Source organism: Pseudaeromonas sp. HNCC25DJ180 (assembly GCF_055413345.1).
In genome coordinates this window covers 207413-231880 of record NZ_JBVAYF010000005.1, presented here as the reverse complement: position 1 = coordinate 231880, position 24468 = coordinate 207413, and the positions used below count along the sequence as shown (strand labels likewise).

Here is a 24468-nt window from a genome sequence, read left to right as displayed (position 1 = left end):
TACTGCTCCTCTGGCCTGGTGTGGCGGCTATCCTTGGGGCTGGGCAGCGAAGGGTCGCTGACGCTGGCATAAGCCTGGTCAGTGACGTGAGACAGCGTTCGCGGCGCGCGATGATACAAAAATAGGTACAAACCAAACTGCCATGTTCTGATAAAAGGACAAAAAGAGAGCGGAGTCATGCTAGTTAGCACGCAGGCCGCGCCAGTTTACAGGCTTTCCATTGCCGCCGCCATTCCGTAAGATGGCTGGGTTTTTTCATTTATGTATGGAGTAGCAAATAATGTCCCAGCTGGAAGCCGCGCTCGCCGAGATAAAGCGCGGAGCCGAAGAGATACTGGTCGAAGCCGAGCTGGTCGCCAAGCTCAAAGAAGGCCGTCCCCTGCGCATCAAACTGGGCATGGACCCGACTGCACCGGATATTCACCTGGGTCACACTGTTATCCTCAACAAGCTGCGTACCTTTCAGGACCTGGGTCATGAGGTGATACTGCTGATTGGTGATTTCACTGCGCTGGTGGGGGATCCCTCCGGCAAGAATTCCACCCGTCCGCCCCTCTCCGAAGAGGCGATCCAGGAAAATGCCAAGACCTATGCCGAGCAGGCATTCAAGATCCTGGATCCAGCCAAGACCCGGATTGAGTACAACTCCAGTTGGCTCAAGGAGCTGGGCGCCACCGGCATGATCAAGCTGGCGGCCAAGCAGACCGTGGCCCGCATGCTGGAACGCGACGACTTCAAGAAGCGTTACAGCAGTGGTCAGTCCATCGCCATCCATGAATTCCTCTACCCGCTGCTGCAAGGCTATGATTCAGTGGCGCTGAAGGCGGATGTGGAGCTGGGCGGGACCGATCAGAAGTTCAACCTGCTGATGGGGCGCGAGCTGCAAAAAGATGCCGGTATGGCCACCCAGTGCGTCTTGATGATGCCGCTGCTGGTAGGGCTCGATGGCGTCAAGAAGATGTCCAAGTCCGCCAACAACTATATCGGCGTTCACGATGCGCCCAACGACATGTTCGGCAAGATCATGTCCATCAGCGATGAGCTGATGTGGAGCTACTACGAGCTGCTCTCCACCCGCCCACTTCCGGAGATCTGCGAGTTCAAGGCCGGTATCGCCGCTGGCACCCTGAACCCGCGGGATGTGAAGATTTGGCTGGCCAAGGAGATCATCGCCCGTTACCACGATGAAGCGGCTGCCGAAGCGGCGCACAACGACTTCACCCAGCGCTTCTCCAAGAACGCCATTCCCGACGAGATGCCGGAAGTGACGGTTGAGGCTGGTGCCGAAGGCATGGCCGTGGGCAATCTGCTGAAAGAGGCCGGTTTGGTGGAAACCACCTCCGAAGCCCTGCGCATGATCAAGCAAAATGCCGTCAAGCGTGAGGGTGAAGTGGTCAGCGATGGCAAGCTGCTGGTCACCGCTGGCACTAGCGTCTGGCAGGTCGGTAAGCGCAAGTTTGCCCGGATCACTGTTGCCTAGCGCTTGTGGCAGCTAGTCGTTGATAAAAACCCCGGTCGTCACTGACTGGGGTTTTGTTTTTTAGGCGCTAACGTGCCCCAGTGGCCGCCCCGCAACCGCGCTGAGCTGTAGATTTCTCTTGGCCTTCAACCCCTCACCCCTGTAACAGAGCTCGGAATAGCCGAAAGGACAAGCCGGGCTGCAACTTGCATACTCATCCTTTTTTCCGTCAAGAGATGCGCCAGACATAGACCTAATGAATCCGTTTATCACCTGACGGAACCCCGCTTTATCACATTACAGAGGAGGCCATAGTGGTAACACAGCAACCATCCCTAGCACCCCGTTGTACGCTTTCACTCCCTATCCTGATCCCCAGTCTCATTCTGATCGGCGTACTGCTGCTGATCTGCTCCCTGCAACCCGAGGCGGCGGCTCGTTTCTTTGGCGCCGGTCAAAGCTGGATCACCCAGCACTTAAGCTGGTTCTATGTGCTGGCGGTGGGCCTCTTCCTGATCCTGCTGTTGGGGCTGGCCTTTAGTGAATACAGCTCCATACGTCTGGGGCCGGATGACGCCCGGCCAGAATTCAGTTTCGCCTCTTGGCTCGCCATGCTCTTCGCCGCTGGCATGGGGATAGGGCTGATGTATTTCGGGGTGGGTGAACCCATGATGCACTTTATCGCTCCCCCGCAAGGGGCGTCCGGCACGCCGGCGGCGGCGAAAGAGGCCATGGTCACCACCTTCTTCCACTGGGGCTTCCACGCCTGGGCTATCTACGGCATTGTCGGTCTGGTGCTGGCCTATTTTGGCTTTCGCTATAATTTGCCCCTCACCATTCGCTCCGGTCTCTATCCCATCTTCAAGGAGCGTATTCACGGCCCCATTGGTCATGCGGTGGATGTGTTTGCCCTGGTGGGTACCATCTTCGGGATCGCCACTACCCTGGGTTACGGGGTGGTGCAGATCTCGGCCGGCATCACGCGGCTGACCGGGTTTGACACCTCGGGCGATCTGTTCCGGTTTGGCCTGATTGCGGCTGTAGTCGGCCTGGCGGCCATCTCGGCTGTCAGCGGTCTGGATAAGGGGGTGCGCCGTCTCTCTGAGTTCAACCTGCTGCTGGCTATCGCCCTGCTGCTATTTGTGCTCTTTGTCGGTCCAACCGAGTTTATTCTCGGCGCGTTGTCGGAAAACATCGGCAACTATGTCTCCCAGTTAACCGAGCTGACCTTTCGCACCTTTACCTACTCCGAGCCCAACCAGAGTGGCTGGTTTGGCAACTGGACCCTGCTCTACTGGGCCTGGTGGATCTCCTGGTCGCCCTTTGTCGGCCTCTTCATCGCCCGTATCTCCCGGGGGCGGACTCTGCGCGAATTTATTCTCGGTGTGCTCTTTGTCCCGACCGCCTTCAACCTGCTGTGGATGACGGTGTTTGGCAACAGTGCCATCTGGCTGACGCTCTATGGTGGCCAGCCGGCGCTGACCGATGCGGCCAGCAATGTGGATGCGCTGCTCTTCACCTTCTTCGATCTGCTGCCGGGCTCGGATATCACCTCGGCCCTGGCTGTGGTGCTGATTGCGGTCTTTTTCATCACCTCGGCCGATTCGGGAGCCTTTGTCATCGACAATATTGCGACTCAGGGTCATGTGCGCTCGCCTATCTGGCAACGCCTCTTCTGGGCTGCGCTGTTGGGGCTGACGGCGGCCATTTTGATGGCCACCGGCGGCCTGGCGGCACTGCAGTCGATGACGCTCATCGCCGCCCTGCCGTTTACCTGCATCATGCTGTTGCTCTGTTACAGCCTGTTGCGCGGTCTGCAGGCGGATCGCGCCCACTCCACTCTGAGCCTCTCGCCCGCCTCCGACTTCTGGAATGGCAAACATTGGCGCTCACGTCTGGATAGATTGGTGCGGCATACCGGCTCCCGCGAGGCGCGGAGTTTCATCGAGAAGCGGGCGCTGCCAGCCCTGCAGAGTGTCAGCGACGAGCTCTCGCAGCGCGGGGTGGCCTGCCGGGTAGAGCAGGCAGACGAGATGCAGATCGCCCTGGTGCTGCCTCAGGAGGGGCGCCGTGACTTCCTCTATGGCCTGCGCATTGAATCCCGACCGGCCCCGGCCTTTAACCCGCTGGCGGCAGCCCACAGTGGCGATCAGGAGCTGTGTCTCTGCGAGGTGATGACCTTTTTTGCCGATGGTCGCGCCGGTTACGATATTCAATATCTGACCCAGGATGAGATCAGCGCCGATGTGTTGCGCCAGTATGAGCGTTACCTGAGTTTGCAGCAGAACGACCATATCGAGCTGCTCAACTCGGCCCCGGAGCATACCCCCGAGCCTCCCGCGCCAGCGGCATAAGCGAATAAAAAGGATCCTGCGGGATCCTTTTTCCTTTTGTGCTGCTGCGCTGGCGTGGGGCTAAATGGATCTTGGCCCTTTCTCTAGTCATAACGGCGGGTTAATTTTGTGGTTCTGGCGGAGGCGGTGCGGCATAGTTTGTCATGAACCAGAGAGAAGATTAGCACTCTGGCTGTCCAGTAGAGGCGGAAAGATGAGTACAAGTGAGCGCGTGAAGATTAAAGAGGTCAGAGTCCTCTCTGATGACTGGTATCTGCTGAAGAAGACCACCTTTGACTATTTACGCCGTGATGGCCATTGGCAAACCCAGAGTCGCGAGACCTATGATCGTGGCAATGGTGCGGTGATCTTGCCTTATAACAAGGCGCAGAAGAGTGTCATCCTTATCCGTCAATTTCGCTTTCCAACCTATGTCAACGGTCTGGCCGATGGCATGTTGATTGAGGCGTGTGCCGGATTGTTGGAGCAAGATCACCCCGAGGCGTGTATCAAGAAAGAGGCGGAGGAGGAGACGGGTTACCACTTCGAGTCGGTGACCAAAATTTTTGAAGCCTACATGAGCCCAGGTGCTGTGACCGAGCGGCTCTACTTCTTTATCGCCGAGTACACCTCGGCCGCGAAACTCTCCGTCGGCGGCGGTAATAGAGGCGAGGGGGAAGATATTGAAGTGTTGGAGTTGCCGCTGGAAACCGCCCTGCAGATGATTGAGCGGGGTGAGATCATAGATGGGAAAACCATCATGCTGCTGCAGTACCTAAAGCTGCACCAAATAGTGGCTTGAGTGTTTAGACTCCAGTCAACAATCAGGGCGCCTCATGGGCGCCCTGATTGTTGCTGCTCTTAGGCGGCGCCTGTCAGGCATTGATGCTAAAGCGGTATGAGTCAGATGGTCCCTCTCCTGCCCTGACTCTTAATGCACAGCTTCCGCCACTTATTTTTAAGGGGAGGGAGTTGGGCCTGTGAAACATCAAGAGCCAGCCTCTTTCAACGTGTTGGATAGATAGCTCCCCTCCTCGTGCCGACCCGATTTTCGGAAAGGTCCGTCACCGACTATGGCTTAGTTTCTTGCCATTTTATTCACCCCGGGGGCGATAGGGATTTGCAAGCGGGTTGTCACGAGGTAGAGTGGTTATCCAAGTGACACCTTTTGGGGTGTTTGTGACTTGGGCTCCCCCCCAATGGTCCCCGCAATGCCAAGGGCGGTAGCTTGGATGGGATACAGTGGCTTGATCTCGATTATTCCCCCCAGCTGTTGCTGGGTTTATATCGGTTGCGTATCGATATATGCCGAACCCAAGCAAATGAGGGTTTGCAGAAAGATTGCAAACGGTAAAATAGACGGCATCTACTGGTTACGGTGATATAATTTTAATCTCGGGTGTAAAGTGAAAAGTGAAAAGTATCATACTTAAAATTCAAAGATACACAGCGTTGATTTATGCGGTGGTGCTGATTTTTTTATCGGCCGACTTAATATGGGCTACTTTTTTTATTGAACAAGTCCCCATGATTTTTGGCCGAGTGGTCATTGTCATCTGTTTGATGGTCTTGGCAGTGTCTCTTGCTTTGAACAAGGTTTCAGCATTAAAAATAACGGGTGCGTTATGTATCGTCTTTTCGATATTTGCACCCTTGGCTTTGTTCAATCCGTTCAGTGTTGGCGATTTGTTGCTGGCGGGTAAGGCACCGCCAGATGTAGTCTATTCATTAGCATGGTTTATCCCTTTAGAAATTCTGCTTATTTTTTCAGCCTATTTTCTTGACTATCAACCTACGGATAAAGAAAGACCAATGTTAGCCAAGGAGGTTATTTTTTCAGTTCAAGGAAAGTGGCCATTAATGTTTAGTCGAGCCAAGCTATTCCTGGGGCTGGTTTATATATTCTGGGTGGCTTTTACACCATTACATGGTACGTCCGCTAATTTTTTTAAGGGGATATTTATACTATCGGCTATCCTTGTGTTAGCCAGTGCTTTAATTGGTGTAGTTAAATGGTTCTATGTAAGAAGCAATGGTCAACCTTTCTTCTCGGTTCGTTTGCTCCATTGTGGCATATTACTACTGGCGTTATTAATAGCGTTGATCCGTATTATCAGTATTGAAAATCAGGCGATTGCTTATCTGACAGGTAAGGCCGATGAGATAAAATTACTTTGCGATAGCCAAAAGGTATGCCCCTCAGGCATTCCGGATTGGAAAGATGGGAAATATTACGACTTTCAGAGTAAGGATGGAACGAGTTTCTTGATGCGCTATCAGCCGGATAAAACCAAATTCAATATATTGATAAATTATGGTCTTGATGCGGGCTATTTTTTACATGGTGGTATTGGTATGCCGGTGGGCAACGGTTTGCTGGATATATCACTTGAGAACAATAGAACGCAAACACCATCTACTGCTTGTAAACGCTAACTATATCCTTGATATCTCATAGGTACGCAACGAAGTGTAATCGTATGAATGAGATAATAAATGACAACATCAGTTCGTAGCTTGGGCTTCGAGAGCTGAGCCTACGAAGCTCAACGGGCTACAGATAAGTAGTCTTATTAAATTTTAAGGTGGGTGTGTGAAATATATATTATTGGTTTTATCATTGTTTATGTTGGTGGCGTGTAGTGCGGTTACGCCGGTAAAAAACGACTCTCAATTATATTTATCCGGTGCTAATAACAATCAGTCGACACAGTATGGATGGTATCAGGTAAATGAAACTACTCTAGGTTTTAGAGGTGCTATTGTACCTGGTGCCTATGATGAGTTGTTAAAACACTATCAACCTAAAATTAACACCCTGATTGTTAACTCGGGAGGTGGGGCCGTTGATGATGCAGCAAAAATTGGTCTGTTAATTCATAAAAATAAGTTGTCAGTCATAGTGGATGGATATTGTATTTCATCTTGTGCTAATTACTTTGTAACCGCTGCTTCTTCGGTTTATCTTCTAAATGGGTTAATTGGTTACCATGGAAACATCACCAGTTGTGTCTCAATATATGGTGGTGTAGATAAGTTCATATTGAAAGGCGTGTCGGATCCAAACAGTATCAGCTCCGATGAATTGAATGTAGCAAAAAAACAAACCATCAATACGATTGAACGTGAAAAGGATTTTTACGATGCGATTGGGCTTCCGCCTCTATATTTGAGTCGCTCATGTAAGCCTGATAAAGGGGTGGGTGATGGTGTGACATATGCCTTTATAGCCCCCCCGCTTGAAGAGTTAAAGCAGTATCATGTTAATATCACTGGTGGTGTGCAATCCAATGATAGAAAAAATGAATATGAGCTTTCATTTAATGCTCATGTTTTGGTGGGTAAACTCTAGAGTTAGATTGCGCATCTCCGATTCTCTCTCTTATACACATAGTTGGCTGATTGGTGAGATAAATGCCGAAGAAAGCTTCGAACAGCTCCTCCCCCTGCCAAGGGGGAGGTTGGGAGGGGGTGGCTTTTGATGTTTCACAAGCTAAAAAGCAAACCCTACCCCAACCCTCCCCTTGAAAAAAGGGGAGGGAGCCTCAGCTTCCCTGGATTTCTCATTAACGGGATGGGCGTTGTGTATAAGAGACAGCGGTTATCCCGCCACCCCATCGTCAGCCGTTACCCTCCCGTAGGTCCGATTAGCGAAGCGTAATCGGACGCATGGGGTCATCTCTCTGGTGACAAATGCAAAGGAGAGCCCAGATGAGAGGTTTTTTTTCGAGAATGATGTTACGCATAAAAACTTACGCAGCGGTGTGGCAATGATTTTATGGTATGGTTTGGCTGTTAATTAATCGATAAATGTTGGATGTTGGACTTAGAAAATTCAGCCCAACGAGATGAATCATTATGGTAATAAAGGTGAGTTAATGAATGTTCAACATAATATCTTGTTTATAAAACTTGGTGAAAAAGGGGCTTTTGAATCAGAGTGCATAGAAGAAAAAGGTATCATAAAGCTTGGCTATAGAGAAATACCGCATGAGTTATGTGAGAATAATAAGTGGGATGATGTTGATGTTATTGTTGAAGATAAATATAACACTAATAAGGGGGCTACAACAAATCACAGGAATCAAATAAAGAAGTTTTATACAGAACCACAAACAACAATGTGGATAACATTTTTTAACGGTAAATTATGGTATTGCTATGCTTGTCCAGAAGTTATCTATGATGTTAAAGAGAAAACAAAATCGAGAAAAACTGTTGATGGTTGGCATTCTGTTGACTCAAATAATAACCCGCTATTCATTCAAGGGTTAAGTGGAAAACTTACCAAGGTTCAGGGCTTTAGAGGAACCATCTGTGATGTCTTAGAGAAAGATTATCTAATAAATAAAATCAACAATACTCAAAATCAAGCAATACAGAATGTTGAAGATAATCTTTTTGCTCTAAAAAATAGTGTTGCGCAGTTGATTAAGAATCTTTCACCACAAGATTTTGAAATATATGTTGACCTGATATTTAGAAATGCTGGCTGGTCAAGGGTTGGTTTCCTTGGTAAAACCATCAAAACAATCGATATTGAGTTGTTAGCCCCAGTTACAGGTGAACGTGCTATTGTTCAGGTTAAATCACAAAGTGACCTGAAATTATTTCATGAATATAGAGAGCGCCTTCTTAGCCATTCAGGCTATCACCGTTACTTTTTTGTTACACATTCGCCAACAAAACAGCTAGAAGAATATATAGACAATAATGCTGTTGGAGCTATAAATATATGGGATGCAAAGAAATTGGCGGAGTTATCTATAGATGGTGTTTTAATTGATTGGTTGACTAGCACAGTTGGTTAGTAGCTAAAAAGGATCCCTGAAGGATCCTTTTTAGTTTAAGCAACCAATCGCCAATTAGCGGTTAAGCTTGGCCTTGATAATGGCAACGACCTCGTCGATGGCCACTTCGCGTTTTTCGCTACCACGGCGCTGCTTATATTCGACGATACCGCTGTCGATACCGCGCTCGCCGATAACGATGGCGTAGGGGATGCCGATGAGTTCCATATCGGCAAACATCACGCCCGGGCGCTCCTTGCGATCATCAAACAATACATCGATACCGGCGGCCTTGAGTTCGCTGTAGAAGCGCTCGGCCAGCTCGGCGACGCGGTGGGACTTGTGCATGTTCATGGGGATGATGGCCACTTCGAAGGGCGCAATGGCATCTGGCCAGATGATACCGGCGTCATCGTAGTTCTGTTCGATGGCGGCGGCGACCACGCGGGAGACACCGATACCGTAGCAGCCCATCTCCATGACGGTGGACTTGCCGCCTTCGTTGAGCACAGTGGCCTTCATGGCTTCGGAGTACTTGGTGCCAAGCTGGAAGATATGGCCCACTTCGATACCGCGCTTGAGCAGCAGGGTGCCCTGGCCGCAGGGGCTGGGATCGCCTTCCACCACGTTACGGATATCAGCTACTTCATAACCGCTGATATCGCGATCCCAGTTGGCGCCGGTCAGGTGCTTGCCGGTCTCGTTGGCACCGCAGATAAAGTCTGCCAGATGGGCGGCGGCGCGATCGACGATAATGCGACCGGCAAAACCGACAGGACCGATGGAGCCCGCATCACAACCGGCGGCGGCCTTGATCTGTTCGTCATTGGCGAAGGTGAGCGGCTTGGCGATGCCCGGCAGCTTCTCGGCCTTGACGTCGTTGAGCTCATGGTCGCCACGCAGCACTAGGGCGATGACCGCCTGTTGCTGCTTCTCATCCTCTTCGCCCAGCACCAGCAGGGTCTTGGCGATGGCAGTCGGTGCCACCTTGAAGAAGGCCGCCACCTCCTCTATGGTGTGGACGTTCGGGGTGTCGACTGTGGTCAGGGCCGCGCTGGCGGCTGGGCGCTCACCGGCGGGTGCCAGGGCTTCGGCCATCTCGATGTTAGCGGCATAGTCTGAGCCGGTGGAGAAGGCGATGAGATCTTCACCGCTGTCGGCCAGCACCTGGAACTCGTGGGAGCCGGTGCCACCGATGGAGCCGGTGTCGGCCTGTACCGGACGGAAATCCAGTCCCATGCGGCTGAAGGCGGCGCAGTAGGCGGCGTGCATCTTGCCGTAGGTGTCGACCAGGCTCTCCTTGTCGATATGGAAGGAGTAGGCGTCCTTCATCAAAAATTCACGGCCGCGCATCACGCCGAAACGGGGGCGCACTTCGTCACGGAACTTGGTCTGGATCTGGTAGAGGTTCAGCGGCAGCTGCTTGTAGCTGTTCACTTCATAACGAACCAGATTGGTGATCACCTCTTCGTGGGTCGGGCCCAGCACGAAGGGGCGGTTGTGGCGGTCGGTCAGGCGGCAGAGCTCGGGGCCATACTGCTCCCAGCGTCCAGACTCTTCCCACAACTCGGCGGGTTGTACCACCGGCATGGAAACTTCAATGGCGCCTGCCTTGTTCATCTCTTCGCGCACAATATTTTCAACCTTGTGCAGCACCCGCAGACCGGTGGGCAGCCAGTTGTAGAGACCGGAGGCCAGTTTGCGGATCATGCCGGCGCGCAGCATCAGCTGGTGGCTGATCACCTCGGCGTCGGAGGGGGTTTCCTTCTGGGTGGAGAGCAGGTATTGGCTGGTACGCATGGATGGGTAACCTTGTGTGGCCGCCAGGGCATGGCGGCGTGGCTAAAATCAGTGGGGCGAAATTCTAGCAGGCGGTTCGGTTGAACTTAAGGGGAAAATGCGTTTGCCGCAAAAAGCCTGGCCTCTTGCCTCTAGCTTCACGGCCGCGGGCGCACCGAATAGTCAGGGCGCCCCAGAAAGGAGTCTCTCTATTGTGTGTCAACGGGCTATGCTCAAGAGAGTCGGAAATAGGAGGTCAACCTATGGGGTCTTGCTGGGGATTCAAGCTCATATTGCGACTTTTCCTGGTGTGGGCGATGGCTTTGGCGAGTGCGCATGCCGCCCAGACCTCGGTGCTGTTTCTCAACCCGGGTAAAGTCCAGGAGAGCTTTTGGGGGGATGTGGATGAGCTGATGGCGGCCGCCGCAGAGGATTTGGATCTCAAGTTGGAGGTGTTCCACGCGGCGCGGGAACACTATCGGATGGCCGAATTTCTAGCGGACCGCCTGAAGCGACCGCCCTTGCCGGATTATGTGGTGCTGACCAATGAGAAACAGGTGGGCCCCAAGTTACTGCAACTGTTGCACTCTTATCCCATTCCCGTCTTGTTCATCTTGAACGATCTGGCTCCTGAGCCGCGAGTCGAACTGTCGCGGGATCCCCACTGGCTCCAATATCTGCTGCCGGCCGTGGTGCCGGATAATGGCTGGGTTGGCGAGCAGACCATGGCCAAGTTGCTGAGCCTGGGGACGGCAAGAGCTCCTCTGGTGGTCATGCTCTCTGGTGACAAAGTGACACCCGCTTCCGTAGCGCGGGACGCCGGGGCTAAGGAGGCGCTGCTGCACCATGCGCAGGCTCACCTGTTGCAACAGGTCTATGGCCAATGGGATGAGCCCATGGCTTATGCCCAGATGCAGGTGCTGCTCAGACGCTATCCGCAGTTGACCCATGTCTGGACGGCCAATGACCATATGGCGTTTGGTGCATTGCGCGCCCTCCAGGAAGCTGGCCGAACCCCGGGGCGGGATGTCTGGCTGAGTTCGGTCAATACCTCGGCTCAGGTGCTGCAATTGCGGCGCCAGGGGAGTATCTCTGTGCTGGGGGGCGGCCACTTTGTGGCGGGAGCCTTGGGCTTGCTCTTGATCGATGAGCACAGAGCGGGACGGCCACTGCCCTCCGTCACCGATCTCTCCTTTTTTGCACTCATTGAGCCGGATACCCCGCTATTTGCAAGGTTGGTGCAGCGGCAGTGGCGGAGTATAGAGTTCAAACGCCTGGAGCAACGACAAGAGCAATTAATCCATTTGGAGACGTGGTTCTATTGATGATGCACTGGATTAACCATCGACTTGGCCGTCAGCTGTTGTTGAGCATGCTGGGGCTGGCTCTTCTCTTGACCCTGCTGATGAGCGCGGGACAGCTAGCTTATTTTTATCACCGGGCTCAGCACCAAGGAGAGCAGGAAGTCGAGCGTCTGGTAAGGGGGAAGCTGCAACTGCTGGCGCAGGATATGTGGGAGCTTGATTTCCCACGCATTCAAAGCGCGTTGGGGGATATTCTGGCGCATCCCCTTGTCTCATCTGTTGCTTTGGCGGGGCAAGATGGGATCGGCTTGGCGTTGGGGGTCTCACATCGGGGCGACAGAGTGCATGACTATCCTATTTACTGGCATGGCGCGATTGTGGGTACCTTGACCGTGCATCTGACCCTGTCGCGTCTCTATGCTCCGCTGTGGCAGGATATCCGTCTGCAACTGCTGCTGAACCTGCTGGCGCTACTGCTGGTGTGTGCGGCCCTGTTCTGGTTGATACAGCACTGGATCACCCGGCCGGTTAAAGCGTTACTGACTCTTACCCAGGGGTTGGATCTGGCCTCCTTGGATAAGCGTCCGCTACCCGACCCGGTAGTGCACAGCCGTAACGAGTTCTATCAGTTGGGGATGGCGTGGCTGGCCATGCGTCAGCGTTTGCGCAGCGGCTTGGCTCAGCGATTGCGCGCCGAGCGGCGATTAAGTCAGCAACAGGATGAGCTGGAGATCCAGATAGCCGAGCGCACTCTGCAACTGGCCTGGCATGGCGCCATGGATGAGCTCATTGCCGAGCTCTCCATGTTGTTTCTGACCAGTACCATAGAGTATACCGAACCCATTTTAGCCAAGGCGATGGGGAAAATGACCCGCTTCATGTCGCTGCGGCACTTCCAGCTTATTGAATTCCATGGCGAATTATTCTGCTATCGCTATGGTGATGACACAGATAGCATAGCGCCTCTGTTGACGAGTGACACGCCAGCAGGGGCCCGACTGCGCCAGTGGTTGCGGCAGCCCGGTCCCTTATTTATCGAAGATGGGCTGCAACTTCATGCTGGCACTCAGTCGCGACTGGTGTTGCAGGCACTGGGTTGGCGTTCCCTCATTATTCTCCCCCTGTTGGATGGCGCCTTGGGCAAGGAGCGGGCCTTTGGGGCCTTGCTACTGGGTTGGCCTGATACGCCCTGTTACTGCACTGATGAGCTACGGGGAGGCTTGCGCCGCATCGCTAACCTGATCAGTCTGCTGCTGATCCGCGAGCGCCAGCAGTTGCGCATGGAGCAGATGCAAAGCGATCTGCGCCATGCCAACGCCAGGTTGCGGGAGCTGGCAGATCGCGACCCGCTGACTGGGCTCTATAATCGCCGCCCCTTCGATCAACGGGTCAATCAGGAGCTGACAGAGGCGGTTCCCTTTGCCCTGCTCATGTTGGATATCGACTTTTTCAAGCGCTACAACGATCGTTATGGCCACCTGGCAGGGGATAAAGCGCTGATGGCTGTGGCTGAGGTGCTGCAGGCCGAATTACAGGAGCAGGAGCTGGTCTCCCGGTTTGGCGGTGAAGAGTTTTCGCTGTTGTTGCGAGTGACGGATCCCCAGCTGTTGCGGCAACGGATCAGCGCCATTCTGGTTCGGGTGGCGCAACTGCGTTTGCTGCACGAGGATGCCCCTCTGGGCTGGCTGAGTGTCAGCATAGGGGCCGTTTTGTGGCAATCGGAGCCGGGGTTGAGCTGCGCTCACCTCTTGCATCGGGCCGATGAGGCACTCTACCTGGCCAAGCGCAATGGGCGATGTTGTGGTTATCTCGGTAATTTACAGATTCTGCCGCTGGGTGAGCCAATCACGCTAGCGGATTATCTGGCGGGCAAAAAATAAGGCAGCGCTTTGTGATATGCTAACGGCAGAGTTTGCCGCTGGAGCACAACATGATTAGATATCCGGTTGATATTCATAGCCATACCCTGGCCAGCACTCATGCCTACAGCTCCATCCACGACTATATCGCGGCCGCCCGAGCCAAAGGTATCCAGTTGTTTGCCACCACGGATCACGGCCCCGAGATGGCCGATGCGCCCCATTTTTGGCATTTCATCAATTTACGGGTCTTGCCACGCATGGTCGATGGGGTGGGGATCTTGCGCGGCATTGAAGCCAATATCCAGAACGTATTCGGAGAAATAGACTGTAACGAGCGGATGCATGCCGGGCTAGACATAGTGTTGGCCGGGCTCCACGAGCCGGTGTTTCCGCCCAGTGACCAGGAGAGCCATACCCGGGCCATGGTGAATGCCATGGCCAGCGGCAAGGTGGATATCATCAGCCACCCTGGCAATCCGGCGTTTCCCATCGATATCGAGTGCGTGGTGCGGGCTGCGGCGCAACATAATGTGGCGCTGGAGATCAATAACTCCTCCTTCAGTCACTCTCGAACTGGCAGTGAGGCCAACTGCTTGGCTATCATAGCGGCCGCTCGAGATCTGGGGGCGACGCTGGTGTTGGGGTCCGATGCCCATGTGGCGTTCTCTTTGGGGGAGTTTACCCAGGCCGAGCAGTTGCTCGCGGAAGCCAAATTCCCGGTAGAGCGACTGCTCAATGTCTCGGCGCGACGCTTGCTCACCTTTCTTGAGCAGCGTGGTCACCCGCCTATCGCCGAGTTCTCTGCTCTGTGATGGTGGTAGGGCTGCTTTTTTGGTGAACAGGGAGCTAGCATGAAATTATGGTGGGTGTGGGCACTGCTGCTGGTGGCGATGACCTTGACCATGCGACAGCTGGCCAGTTATCAGGATGCGGCTGATCTGCAAGCGATGCAGGTTGCCCCGATTGGCCTGAGCCATACGCTTCCTCCTGAACTGCTCGAGAGCGATCGGGATCATGCCAGTTGGTTGGGGAAAACCGGCTTAAGTGCCAACGCCGAGCTGGAACTCATCGCCTATCTGCGGATGAAATTGGGGGAGGCGAGCGACGATCCCTCGGCTATCCAGCCTGAGGATATGCTCTATCTGGGGGCATTCGAGCAGGATGATGGTCAGGTCTATTATTGGCTCTTACCCCATCAGGGGATGGGGGATCACTATGCCACCGCCTCGGTTCCCTCCAGTGGGCGCGTGATCTTCGGTCTGGCCTCAACCCCCCCGCAGACACTGGAGAGCGGCAACCAGCCGCCTATGGAGCCCGATCTCAATCCAGCCGAAGAGGAGAGCCTGTTCGCCCTGCCTTGAGCTGAGCTCCTCTGCATTCGCGATCCGCGCAAATTAAAAGCCGCACTCGTTACCGGGCGCGGCTTTCGGTTTTTGGGGCTGGCATGGTTACTGTTGCACCTGTTGCACCTGTTGCACCTGTTGCCAAAAAGCCGCACTTGTTACTGGGCGCGGCTTTCGGTTTTTGGGCTGGCGTGGTTACTGTTGCACCTGTTGCAAAAAAGCCGCACTCGTTACCGGGCGCGGCTTTCGGTTTTTGGGGCTGGCGTGGTTACTGTTGCACCTGTTGCAAAATGGCGGCTTGCTGGGCGCTGGCCGCCTGCTGCATGGTCTGCTCCACCTGTTTGGCTTTCTCTAGGGCCTGCATTTGGCTCTCCAGCAGCACATTTTTCTGGGGTGCTTTGGCGGGCTCCGGCTGGCCGCAGCCCACCATCAGCAGGGCCAGGCTAGCCAGGGCGGTAGAACGGTAGACAGAGCGGATATGGGTATGCATGGGACTCTCCTTGTGGTTGCACTTCACTCGATAAGATCGATGGCAACGACCTGATTGACGCCATCTGCCACCTGCCAACGGATATTGAACTCATGCAGATGCACGCCATATTCGCGTTCATCCACTTGCTGTTTGCGATACGCCGGGCGTGGATCCTGGGCCAGCACCTGGCGGATAAACTGCTCCAGCCGGGGGTAGCGAGCTTCCTGAGCGGCCAGCACGGCTTGGGCGGCGGGCAGGAAAGTCACCGCCATCTGCGGCGGGGCTTCGGCGGCAAAGCCGCCCTGGGCACAGGGCAGGCTGTCGGCATAGGGCACATAGGGTTTGATATCCAGTATGGGGGTCCCATCCACCAGATCTATGCCGCCCAGCTCTAGCCAGAGGGCGGCACCTTGTTGGGTGACCCCCTTGAGTTCGACCACAGACAAGCCCAGGCCGTTGGGACGGAACGGACTGCGGCTGGCAAACACGCCGACCCGTTCATTGCCGCCTAACCTGGGGGGGCGCACTGTGGGGTGCCACCCCTGCTCGGCACACTCATGGAACTGGAAGATGAGCCATAGATGGCTGAACTGCTCTATGCCGCGCAGGGTCTGGGGGTCGTTGTAGGGGGCGAGCAACTCCAACCGTGCCGTGGCACAGGTCACCAGACCGGGTTGGCGCGGCACGGCAAACTTCTCCCGATAGGGGGAGTGGATCACCCCGATAGGTTGCAGCGCCAGAGGTTGCAGGGCGGCGCCTGTGGTTTGCTGCGTCATGCTCACTCCTTGGGCGGGGCGACCTTCAGCGCCTGACCGTAGCAGACTACGCTGCTCAGACAGCCTGGCGTTTTATCCAGCGTCACACACTTGGAGAAGATCACGCCATTGCCGCCCATATCCGCCACTTTGATGCGGCCATCGGTGCGGGCATCGCCCTCAGTGGGGGCGGGTTGGTTGGCATCCTGTTGACAGGCATTACCCTCCACTGTACCCAGCACCAGATAGTTGAGATCGGCAATCTGCTCGTTCGTCACCACAGTCACAGAGCCGGGTTTGAAGTAGTTGGTGAAGTTCTCTTTATCCAGATTGGTGTGAAAGCTGTAGCCACTACAGCCTGCCAGCAGCAGGGCGGCCAGCAATAGGGGGCGAAGAGGGAGAGTCATGAGAAGTCCTGGCTTGCTTAAGAGGCGGTCATTATAGGGCCTGGGCACTACTGGCTCCAACTGTGCATTGCCCGGGCTGAGGCATAGTCGTGAAGAAAGCGTCGCTCAGCTTGGCGCGACGCCTTCCTCTGGGCGGGTGTTAGCGCAGCCGCTGTTGCAGGCTCTGGTAGTAACTATCCTGAGCCAGCAGCGTCTGGTGGCTGCCGCTGGTGCGGATCTGGCCGGCCTCCATCAGGGCGATACGATCCATTCGCTCCAGACCGCTCAGGCGGTGGGTGATCATCAACAGACTCTTGCCGCGAGCATGTTGGAAGATGAGATCCAATATTGCCTGCTCTGTGCTGGGATCCAACCCTTCGGTGGCTTCATCCAGGATCAGCAGTGGGGCGTCATGGAGCAGGGCGCGGGCCAGCCCCAGGCGGCGCAGCTCACCGCCAGAGAGCGGGCGCCCCCCTTCTCCTAGCCACAGGGCTAGAGCCTGAGCCGGGGCCATGTCGGAAAGCAGACTCTCCAGTCCCACGGCTTGCAGCACGGCCACCAGATCCGCATCGCTGGCGCTGGGGGCCGCCAGGCGCAGGTTCTCGGCCAGGGTGGCGCTGAACAGGTGTACGCGCTGGCTCACTACCGCCATGCTGGCGCGCAACGCCTCTTCGCTCAAATTGGCCAGTGGCAGCCCGTCCAGCCGCAGCTCGCCGCGATCGGCTTGCCACTCCCGACTGATGAGCCCCACCAGCGTGGATTTGCCGCAGCCGGTGGCACCGAGTATGGCCAGCTTCTCGCCTGGCGCCAGGGTGAGATCCAACCCACGCAGCACGGGTTCGGGCTGGCCCGGATAACTAAAGTCGAGCTGGTTCAGCGTCAGGGGGAGGGCCGCGTCTGTGGCCAGGGTCTCGTGGCCGAAGCGCAGGGGTTCGGCGTCCTGGGTGATTTCGTTGAGGCGCCGCGCCGAGCTGAGGGTGGTGGCCAGATGCTGAAAGGCACTCGCCAAGGGGGCGATGGCCTCAAAGGCTGCCAGGGTCACGAATACCATCAGGGCGATCAACGGGTCTGGCCCCCGGCCACCCACACCATCGGCACTGAGCCAGAGGATCGCCAGCATCAACAAGCCGCTGCCGAGGGTCAGCAGGGCGCTGGAGAGGCCGCTCAATAGACTCATGCGCCGTTGAGCGGCAATCAACTGGCTCTCTTCTTCCTGTAACTGAACACGCTGGCTGGCCTCGGCGGCAAACAGCAGCAGCTCGGCTTGATTATCCAGATACGCCACATAACCGGTGCGCAGTCGACTGCGGCTCTGGGCCAGTTGTCGCCCCGGTTGCCGCCCTAGACGATAGAGCAGGGTCGGGATGGCCAGGGCTATGGCTAGCAGGCTCAGGGTCACTATCTTGGCCAGGGCCAGATCCAGTTGCCCCAGGCTCAGCAGCAAGACACCCAGCGTGAGCAGGGCTGTGATGAGTGGTGTAACCAGCCGCAGGTAGATGTGATCCATGGCGTCAATATCGGCCACCAGGCGGTTGAGCAGGTCCCCCTGCCGGAAGCGTTGTAGGCTGGCGGCGGGCAGCGGGGCCAATTTTTCCCAGAATTGGATGCGCAAGCGGGTCAGCAGGCGGAAGGTGGCATCGTGGCTCACCACTCTATCTCCCCAGCGGCTGGCGGTGCGGACTATGGAGAGGAAACGCACGGCGCCGGCGGGTAGCAGGTAGTTGAACTCCTGCCGTCCACCCAGGGTCACGCCGGCCACGGCCGCCGCTGCCAGGAACCAGCCAGAGAGTGAGAGCAGACCTATGCCAGCCAACAGGGTGAACAGGGTGAGCAGCAGCCCCAGGCTGAGCAACAGCCAGTGGCGACGATAGAGGCTCAGGTAAGGTAATAGATCGCGCATCGGGGCTCCTTATGCCTTGGCCTGTGTCGGCTGGCGTTGCAGTAACTGCTGCAGCGCGCCTTGGGTGGTAGCGAGTTCGGCTGGGGTGCCCGCGGCGACCAGTTTCCCCTCCTCGAGCATCAGGATCTGATCGGCATCGGCCAACTGCTCCAGCCTGTGGGTCACCATCAGGGTAGTGCGCCCCTGTTGCAGTGGCGCCAGGGCGGTGAGTATCTTCTGCTCATTGAGACTATCCAGGCTGGCGGTGGGTTCATCCAGCAGCAGCAACGGGCAGGGTTTGAGCAGGGTACGAGCCAGGGCCAGGCGCTGAGCCTGACCCACAGACAGACCCGTGGCCCCATCGCCGATCAGGTACTCCCACCCCTTCTCTTGCACTATGTCGCTGGCCCCGGCTTGCGCCATCACCTCTTCGAGTCTGTGGTCATCCACTTGGCGCCCCAGCGTCAGGTTCTGCTTGAGTGTGCCATGCAGCAGCTTGGGGTTTTGCCCCAGCCAGCCGATGAGCGTTTGCCACTCTTCAAGCTTCAGGCTGGCCAGCTCCTGGCCGTTGATGGTCAGGCTGCCACGATAGGGTAAGAAGCCGAGCATGGCAGCGAGCAGCGAACTCTTACCCGAACCGGTCTTGCCCACCAGGGCGGTGCGGCTGCCAGCGGCCAGGGTAAAGCTTACGGGCCCAACCAGCACCTGGCCTTCCGGACTTAGCACACACAATTCATGGGCGCAGAGGGTGAGCTGCTCCGGGTTGCGCAGCGTCTCATGGCCTGAGCTAACCAGGGTCAGGGGTTCGGCGAGAAAGGCTTCAATCTCATCGGCGGCGCCTATGGCCTGGGCCTTGGCATGGTAGTGGGCGCCCAGCTCGCGCAGGGGCAGGTAGAAGTCTGGCGCCAGCAAGAGCACAAACAGCCCGGTGAACAGGGTGACCTTATGGCCGTAGTCGCCGAAGTTCAGGTGTTCCAAGTAGCTGAAACCAAAGTAGACAGCGATGATGGCGATGGAGACCGAAGCAAAAAACTCCAGCACGGCGGAGCTTAAAAATGCCAGGCGTAACACCTCCATGGTGCGTTCGCGAAAATCTTCCGAGGCGCGGGCTATGCTGTCGCGTTCGGCATCGGCACGTCGATAGAGGCGCAGGGTGGCCATGCCTTTCAGGCGATCGAGAAAATGGCCGGAGAGGCGGCGCAGGGCGGCGAAGTTACGGCGGTTGGCATCGGCCGCACCTAATCCGGTGAGTATCATGAAGAGCGGAATGAGCGGTGCCGTGCCGAGCAAGATGAGCCCGGCCGCCCAGTTTACCGGGAAAATCGCCATGAGGATCAGCAGGGGTTGCAGGCCGCTGAGTTGGGTCTGGGGCAGATAGCGGGCGTAGAAGTCATGAAGGTTTTCCACCTGCTCCTGCAGCAGGCTGGCCCAGCTGCCGGCTGGTTGTCGTTGGATATAGGCGGGGCCGCGGCGTTTGAGCTCATCCAGCAATTGAGCGCGCAGGGCGCAGCGTACCCGAGTGGCTCCGGTGAAGGCGCTCTGCTCTTTAGCCAAGGCGAGCAGGCTGCGCAGCAGCAGTAGGGCCAACAGCAGGGCAAACTGGGGTAGCTGACTCTGTTTGTCGAGGCCATTGACAATAAACCCCTGCAGCAGAGTGGCCAGCAGCCAGGCCTGGCCAATCAGCAGGCCGGCACTGAGGCCGCCAAGCAGCACAGTGATGGAGGGCCAGGGTTTGGCCAGCCGAGCCTGTTGCCGTAGCCAGCGGGTGAGGGTGCGTTGCCGGAGTTTATCCATAGTCATCTGCGTCGCCGATTAAAATTCAGGGCAAATCTATCTTTACACAGCTGGCTTGGCAATCGCTCATCGGCATCTGGATGATTTCGGGAGCGCCAGCTAGGGCGGGTTCCAGAGCGGATTGTTGCTATGCTTACCAGAGAGGGCCGCAGGCTTGGCTGTAAGGGTGGGGTGGTATGGCAGGGTTTTATTCGATCCGGCAGAAATTTGCACTCGTCTATTTCGGCATCCTGCTGCTGGGGCTATTGGTTTTGCTGCTCAACTACTATGGGCGGATCCACCCGTTGCTGGAGAAGACGGAGACACGCTTTGCCGAGGAGAAGCAGCACCGAGTCTCTTTGGTGTTGCAGCGAGAGTTGTTGGGCTTGCACCGGGTGGCTCATGATTGGGGCAATTGGAGTGCCATGGCTAATTTTGTACAAAAGCCCACGCCGCAATTTATTGCCGATAATTTCAGCCAGGCAACGCTGCAGGGTTTGGATCTGGCTCTGCTGGCGGTGTTTGATCGGCAGGCCAAGTTGCGCTATTTTTCGGCGGCCTTGGCTCAGGAGCCGGTTGCTTACTGGCAGAGCTTTCTGACCTCTCTCCAGGCTCGTCTGCCGATCGTGACCGCCATGCTCGCATCTGAGGCTGTGCCACCTTCCCTGAGTGGTTTTTTGTACACAGAGCAGGGGGTCGTGCTGTTGACCCTGCAACCGGTAACTCGCACAGATGGGCGCGACTCCTGGTTTGGCTTTGTGCTGATGGCCAAACGCCTGGATCCTGACTACCTGCTCCAGGTGGCAGGTCTTAACAATGCGCACTTCACCATGCGCCCCATGCCGGTTGCTGCCTCGTTAACCGGTGTGGAGCAGATAGAGGCTCATCGATACCGCTCCGGTCAGTATCAGATCAAGAATGGTGATACCCGGACTGAGCTGCAATTTCGGTTACTGGATATTAACCAGCAAAATAACCTGCTGGCGACGCTCACCTTTCCTCGCGAGCTGGATGAGATTAATGGCCGCAGTCTGGAGGCGGCGGCGTGGTTTATCTTCTGCTCTTTGGTCGGGGTGTTCTTGTTGCTGGGGTGGTGGATCAATAAATCAGTGCTGCACCCCCTGTTGATGTTGCAGCGTTATGTGCTGGCGGTGCGGCAGAGCAATGATTTTGTGGAGGAGCCGCTACTGCCCCAGGATGAGATAGGGGCGCTGGGCCGCAGTTTTACCGGGCTGTTGGATGAGCTCATTCTCAAGCAGCGGACTCTGACTGAGCTCTCCTACCGGGATCCGCTGACCGGGGTGGCCAATCGTCGCCATTTTGATGAGGCGTGGCGTCAGCTCTTTGTCAGGAGCCAGCAGCTGGGGCACCCCATAGCCCTCTTGATGATAGATATCGATTACTTCAAGCAATACAACGACTACTATGGTCACCCGCAAGGGGATGTGGCGTTGCAGAGGGTGGCGGCCTGTTTTGTTGACCTGGCGGTGGAGCCGCTGGATCTGGTGGCGCGCTACGGCGGCGAGGAGTTTGCGGTGATCCTGGCCGACTGCGATGAGACCCGAGCACTGTTCCTGGCCGAGAGCATGCGCGCTGCCCTGGCGCGGCAGGCGCTTCCCCACCAACGCAGCCGTTGTGCTCAGGTGATGACGATCAGTTGTGGTGTCATGGTCGGAGTGCCCGACGCACAGATGGATGCCAAGCGCTGGTTACTGCAGGCCGATGAGGCACTCTATCAGGCCAAGTCGTGCGGTCGCAATCGAGTCACGATGTTCCTCAATGGCCAGGAGGCCCAGTTGGGTGACTAATTCTCCGACGCTTTGCTCATTCCTTGCGCAAACGCACCAGAGTGTGAGCCCATAGCTGCTTTTCCTCGTTGATCCGAATGAAAAAACGCATATAGTAGTGCCCACACCAAGCGGGTGTAGTTCAATGGTAGAACTTTAGCTTCCCAAGCTAATAGCGTGGGTTCGATTCCCATCACCCGCTCCAAGTTCCTGCCTGGCGGGCATCGTATAATGGCTATTACCTCAGCCTTCCAAGCTGATGACGCGGGTTCGATTCCCGCTGCCCGCTCCAAGTTTTCCCCTGCATTTTCCAATCATTACCCTATTGTGCGGCGTTTCGCTGATCTGGCTCCGATGCTAGAATGACCCTCATTTGGTCGGGCTCGTCAGATCGAGCATCATTTGAAACAAGGCATCAAGCATGAAAGTCAAAACCCGTTTTGCCCCCAGCCCCACTGGTTTCCTGCATGTGGGCGGGGCTCGTACCGCTCTCTACTCCTGGCTCTTTTCCCGTCATCATCAGGGCGAGTTTGTCCTGCGTATTGAAGATACGGATCTGGAGCGTTCAACTCAGGAGGCCATAGACGCCATCATAGAGGGGATGAACTGGTTGGGTCTGAACTGGGAGGAGGGTCCTTACTATCAGACCAAGCGTTTCGATCGCTATAACGCGGTGATCGACGAGATGCTGGCCGATGGTCGTGCCTACAAGTGCTACTGCTCCCGTGAGCGCCTGGATGCGTTGCGCGAAGAGCAGATGGCCAGTGGCAATAAGCCGCGCTATGACGGTCGTTGCCGCGATAGCCATGAGCCCCATGCGGCCGATGAGCCGTGTGTCATTCGCTTCCGTAACCCGCAGGATGGCGTGGTGACCTTTGATGACCATGTGCGTGGTCACATCGAGTTTGCCAACAGCGAGCTGGACGATCTCATCATCCGCCGCACCGATGGCGCCCCCACCTATAACTTCTGTGTGGTCATAGATGACTGGGACATGGAGATCACCCATGTGGTGCGTGGTGAAGACCATGTCAACAACACGCCCCGCCAGATCAACATCTATCAGGCGCTGGGTGCCCCGGTGCCGGAGTTTGCCCATGTCTCCATGATCTTGGGTGACGATGGTACCAAGCTCTCCAAGCGCCATGGCGCTGTGAGCGTGATGCAGTATCGGGATGATGGTTATCTGCCCGAGGCGCTGCTCAACTACCTGGTGCGCCTGGGCTGGTCCCACGGGGATCAGGAGATTTTCAGCATGGCCGAGATGATCTCACTGTTTAGCCTGGATGCCATCAGCAAGTCGGCTTCAGCCTTCAACACCGATAAGCTCAAGTGGTTGAACAACCACTATATCCGCACTCTGGATGCAAGCTATGTGGCCAAGCACCTGGAGTGGCACATGGCGGATCAAAAGATTGATTACGCCAATGGTCCGGCGTTGAGCGCCGTTGTTACCCTGCTGGCCGAACGCTGCCATACCCTGGTGGAGCTGGCAGGCCAGAGCCGCTACTTCTACGAGGAGTATGAGGCCATAGATGAGGCCGCCGCCAAGAAGCATCTTAAGGCCGCCGCCCGCGAGCCGTTGGCTGTGATCCGCGACAAGCTGGCCGTGCTTGGCGAGTGGGACGTGGCGTCGCTGCACCATGTTATTCAGAGCACAGCCGATGAGCTGGGGCTGGGGATGGGCAAGGTGGGGATGCCGCTGCGGGTTGCGGTGACCGGTCTGGGCCAGTCGCCCTCCATCGATGCCGTAATGCAGCTGGTGGGGCGTGAGCGCGTGCTGGCTCGTCTGGACCGGGTCTTGGCCCTGTTGGCCAGCCAGAGCGAATAAGCTGACTTTCCAGTGAGTTAGTTAAGACCCCGGCCCAGCAGGCCGGGGTTTTTCTTTGGTGCCGCGGGTTAGCTATCGAGCCGACTGCCTGCCACTGCACATATGTTGCGCGACTGATGCAGCTAGCTACATTTTTTTGTTGACAGCTTTCGGTCTGCTGCCTAATATGCGCCTCGCTCGTCGGGTTAGCCACTCGACGGCAACCAGCTATCAGAAGACAAATTACCGTGCTGCGGTAAGAGTTGTGGGGTTATAGCTCAGCTGGGAGAGCGCTTGCATGGCATGCAAGAGGTCCGCGGTTCGATCCCGCGTAGCTCCACCATTAAACTCCTGTTATTCTGATAAGGTGTGCCGCACCTTAAACGGCAAGCAACATGCTACCTTGGTAGCCAAGTTGTGGGGTTATAGCTCAGCTGGGAGAGCGCTTGCATGGCATGCAAGAGGTCCGCGGTTCGATCCCGCGTAGCTCCACCAAATATTCCAGGCAGATGCTTAGGCATTTGACAGCAACACCTTTGTGGGGTTATAGCTCAGCTGGGAGAGCGCTTGCATGGCATGCAAGAGGTCCGCGGTTCGATCCCGCGTAGCTCCACCACTTTCCAGTCCGGTGTCTTTGACATCTGAACCTCTGATTTGGGGTTATAGCTCAGCTGGGAGAGCGCTTGCATGGCATGCAAGAGGTCCGCGGTTCGATCCCGCGTAGCTCCACCAAATC

At 56.1% G+C, this 24468-nt stretch carries 18 protein-coding genes and 6 tRNA genes; 18 read left to right on the top strand and 6 right to left on the bottom strand.

From position 1 onward, the window contains the following. Nucleotides 1-280: 280 nt before the first annotated feature. The 6 genes from tyrS (at nt 281) to ACZYTD_RS06635 (ending at nt 8603) form a co-directional block, all read left to right on the top strand. Nucleotides 281-1480 (top strand): tyrosine--tRNA ligase, encoded by a 1200-nt coding sequence (gene tyrS / locus ACZYTD_RS06660; RefSeq protein ID WP_463890493.1) that lies wholly within the window; start codon nt 281-283, stop codon nt 1478-1480. Nucleotides 1481-1773: 293 nt separating this feature from the next. Then, nucleotides 1774-3813 (top strand): BCCT family transporter, encoded by a 2040-nt coding sequence (locus tag ACZYTD_RS06655; protein ID WP_463890491.1) that lies wholly within the window; start codon nt 1774-1776, stop codon nt 3811-3813. A 193-nt stretch (nt 3814-4006) separates the two neighbouring features. Next, nucleotides 4007-4594, top strand: coding sequence for a GDP-mannose pyrophosphatase NudK (nudK, locus tag ACZYTD_RS06650; protein ID WP_463890490.1), 588 nt, complete (start codon nt 4007-4009; stop codon nt 4592-4594). Nucleotides 4595-5205: 611 nt separating this feature from the next. Beyond that, the gene (locus ACZYTD_RS06645) at nt 5206-6228 is read left to right on the top strand and encodes a hypothetical protein (RefSeq protein ID WP_463890489.1); all 1023 of its coding nucleotides are present in this window, start codon (nt 5206-5208) and stop codon (nt 6226-6228) included. 157 nt (nt 6229-6385) lie between these two features. Beyond that, nucleotides 6386-7144, top strand: a complete 759-nt coding sequence (locus tag ACZYTD_RS06640; RefSeq protein WP_463890488.1) for a hypothetical protein — start codon at nt 6386-6388, stop codon at nt 7142-7144. 526 nt (nt 7145-7670) lie between these two features. Then, a complete protein-coding gene (locus tag ACZYTD_RS06635; protein ID WP_463890486.1) occupies nt 7671-8603 on the top strand; it encodes a restriction endonuclease in 933 nt (310 codons plus the stop codon). Between the two features lie 54 nt (nt 8604-8657). Here ACZYTD_RS06635 and ACZYTD_RS06630 read toward each other — a convergent pair whose 3' ends face one another. Then, nucleotides 8658-10382 (bottom strand): proline--tRNA ligase, encoded by a 1725-nt coding sequence (locus ACZYTD_RS06630; protein ID WP_463890485.1) that lies wholly within the window; start codon nt 10380-10382, stop codon nt 8658-8660. A gap of 296 nt (nt 10383-10678) precedes the next feature. On the opposite strand from ACZYTD_RS06630, the gene ACZYTD_RS06625 reads away from it, so the two are divergent. Genes ACZYTD_RS06625 through ACZYTD_RS06610 form a run of 4 tightly spaced genes read left to right on the top strand, consistent with a single transcriptional unit; the run spans nt 10679 to nt 14888 of the window. Further along, on the top strand, nt 10679-11686 hold the full coding sequence (locus ACZYTD_RS06625; RefSeq protein ID WP_463890483.1) for an ABC transporter substrate-binding protein: 1008 nt from the start codon (nt 10679-10681) through the stop codon (nt 11684-11686). Continuing rightward, complete coding sequence (locus tag ACZYTD_RS06620) at nt 11686-13545, top strand: GGDEF domain-containing protein (protein ID WP_463890481.1); 1860 nt, start codon at nt 11686-11688, stop codon at nt 13543-13545. Before ACZYTD_RS06625 ends, ACZYTD_RS06620 begins: the two co-directional genes overlap by 1 nt. Nucleotides 13546-13598: 53 nt before the next feature. Beyond that, nucleotides 13599-14339, top strand: coding sequence for a PHP domain-containing protein (locus ACZYTD_RS06615; protein WP_463890551.1), 741 nt, complete (start codon nt 13599-13601; stop codon nt 14337-14339). 39 nt (nt 14340-14378) lie between these two features. Continuing rightward, nucleotides 14379-14888, top strand: coding sequence for a hypothetical protein (locus ACZYTD_RS06610; protein WP_463890479.1), 510 nt, complete (start codon nt 14379-14381; stop codon nt 14886-14888). 250 nt (nt 14889-15138) lie between these two features. On the opposite strand, the gene ACZYTD_RS06605 is transcribed toward ACZYTD_RS06610, so the two are convergent. From ACZYTD_RS06605 to cydD, 5 genes are all read right to left on the bottom strand, one after another. Continuing rightward, on the bottom strand, nt 15139-15360 hold the full coding sequence (locus tag ACZYTD_RS06605) for a hypothetical protein (protein ID WP_463890477.1): 222 nt from the start codon (nt 15358-15360) through the stop codon (nt 15139-15141). 23 nt (nt 15361-15383) lie between these two features. Then, nucleotides 15384-16118 (bottom strand): tRNA (N6-threonylcarbamoyladenosine(37)-N6)-methyltransferase TrmO, encoded by a 735-nt coding sequence (gene tsaA / locus ACZYTD_RS06600; protein ID WP_463890475.1) that lies wholly within the window; start codon nt 16116-16118, stop codon nt 15384-15386. A gap of 2 nt (nt 16119-16120) precedes the next feature. Next, nucleotides 16121-16504 (bottom strand): Rcs stress response system protein RcsF, encoded by a 384-nt coding sequence (rcsF, locus tag ACZYTD_RS06595; protein WP_463890473.1) that lies wholly within the window; start codon nt 16502-16504, stop codon nt 16121-16123. A gap of 139 nt (nt 16505-16643) precedes the next feature. Continuing rightward, nucleotides 16644-18383, bottom strand: coding sequence for a heme ABC transporter ATP-binding protein/permease CydC (gene cydC, locus ACZYTD_RS06590; protein WP_463890471.1), 1740 nt, complete (start codon nt 18381-18383; stop codon nt 16644-16646). A 9-nt stretch (nt 18384-18392) separates the two neighbouring features. Next, entirely contained in the window at nt 18393-20156 is a 1764-nt protein-coding gene (gene cydD, locus ACZYTD_RS06585; protein WP_463890469.1) for a heme ABC transporter permease/ATP-binding protein CydD, read from the bottom strand. Between the two features lie 176 nt (nt 20157-20332). On the opposite strand from cydD, the gene ACZYTD_RS06580 reads away from it, so the two are divergent. From ACZYTD_RS06580 to ACZYTD_RS06545, 8 genes are all read left to right on the top strand, one after another. Beyond that, complete coding sequence (locus ACZYTD_RS06580) at nt 20333-21943, top strand: sensor domain-containing diguanylate cyclase (protein ID WP_463890467.1); 1611 nt, start codon at nt 20333-20335, stop codon at nt 21941-21943. Nucleotides 21944-22053: 110 nt separating this feature from the next. Beyond that, nucleotides 22054-22127, top strand: a tRNA-Gly gene (locus ACZYTD_RS06575). Between the two features lie 12 nt (nt 22128-22139). Next, nucleotides 22140-22214: transfer RNA gene (locus ACZYTD_RS06570), tRNA-Gly, on the top strand. A 129-nt stretch (nt 22215-22343) separates the two neighbouring features. Beyond that, nucleotides 22344-23753: a glutamate--tRNA ligase gene (gltX, locus tag ACZYTD_RS06565; protein ID WP_463890465.1), complete on the top strand. Its 1410-nt coding sequence runs from the start codon at nt 22344-22346 to the stop codon at nt 23751-23753. 246 nt (nt 23754-23999) lie between these two features. Beyond that, nucleotides 24000-24075, top strand: a tRNA-Ala gene (locus tag ACZYTD_RS06560). A gap of 76 nt (nt 24076-24151) precedes the next feature. Continuing rightward, a tRNA-Ala gene (locus tag ACZYTD_RS06555) sits at nt 24152-24227 on the top strand. 45 nt (nt 24228-24272) lie between these two features. Beyond that, a tRNA-Ala gene (locus ACZYTD_RS06550) sits at nt 24273-24348 on the top strand. 40 nt (nt 24349-24388) lie between these two features. Beyond that, nucleotides 24389-24464: transfer RNA gene (locus ACZYTD_RS06545), tRNA-Ala, on the top strand. The last annotated feature ends 4 nt before the right edge of the window (nt 24465-24468 follow it).

Coding starts and splice junctions, on each gene's coding strand:
- tsaA (WP_463890475.1), bottom strand. CDS start 16,118: ATGACGCAGCAAACCACAGGCGCCGCCCTGCAACCTCTGGCGCTGCAA.
- ACZYTD_RS06635 (WP_463890486.1), top strand. CDS start 7,671: ATGAATGTTCAACATAATATCTTGTTTATAAAACTTGGTGAAAAAGGG.
- ACZYTD_RS06610 (WP_463890479.1), top strand. CDS start 14,379: ATGAAATTATGGTGGGTGTGGGCACTGCTGCTGGTGGCGATGACCTTG.
- ACZYTD_RS06580 (WP_463890467.1), top strand. CDS start 20,333: ATGGCAGGGTTTTATTCGATCCGGCAGAAATTTGCACTCGTCTATTTC.
- ACZYTD_RS06630 (WP_463890485.1), bottom strand. CDS start 10,382: ATGCGTACCAGCCAATACCTGCTCTCCACCCAGAAGGAAACCCCCTCC.
- rcsF (WP_463890473.1), bottom strand. CDS start 16,504: ATGACTCTCCCTCTTCGCCCCCTATTGCTGGCCGCCCTGCTGCTGGCA.
- cydD (WP_463890469.1), bottom strand. CDS start 20,156: ATGGATAAACTCCGGCAACGCACCCTCACCCGCTGGCTACGGCAACAG.
- nudK (WP_463890490.1), top strand. CDS start 4,007: ATGAGTACAAGTGAGCGCGTGAAGATTAAAGAGGTCAGAGTCCTCTCT.
- cydC (WP_463890471.1), bottom strand. CDS start 18,383: ATGCGCGATCTATTACCTTACCTGAGCCTCTATCGTCGCCACTGGCTG.
- ACZYTD_RS06620 (WP_463890481.1), top strand. CDS start 11,686: ATGATGCACTGGATTAACCATCGACTTGGCCGTCAGCTGTTGTTGAGC.
- ACZYTD_RS06605 (WP_463890477.1), bottom strand. CDS start 15,360: ATGCATACCCATATCCGCTCTGTCTACCGTTCTACCGCCCTGGCTAGC.
- tyrS (WP_463890493.1), top strand. CDS start 281: ATGTCCCAGCTGGAAGCCGCGCTCGCCGAGATAAAGCGCGGAGCCGAA.
- gltX (WP_463890465.1), top strand. CDS start 22,344: ATGAAAGTCAAAACCCGTTTTGCCCCCAGCCCCACTGGTTTCCTGCAT.
- ACZYTD_RS06625 (WP_463890483.1), top strand. CDS start 10,679: ATGGCTTTGGCGAGTGCGCATGCCGCCCAGACCTCGGTGCTGTTTCTC.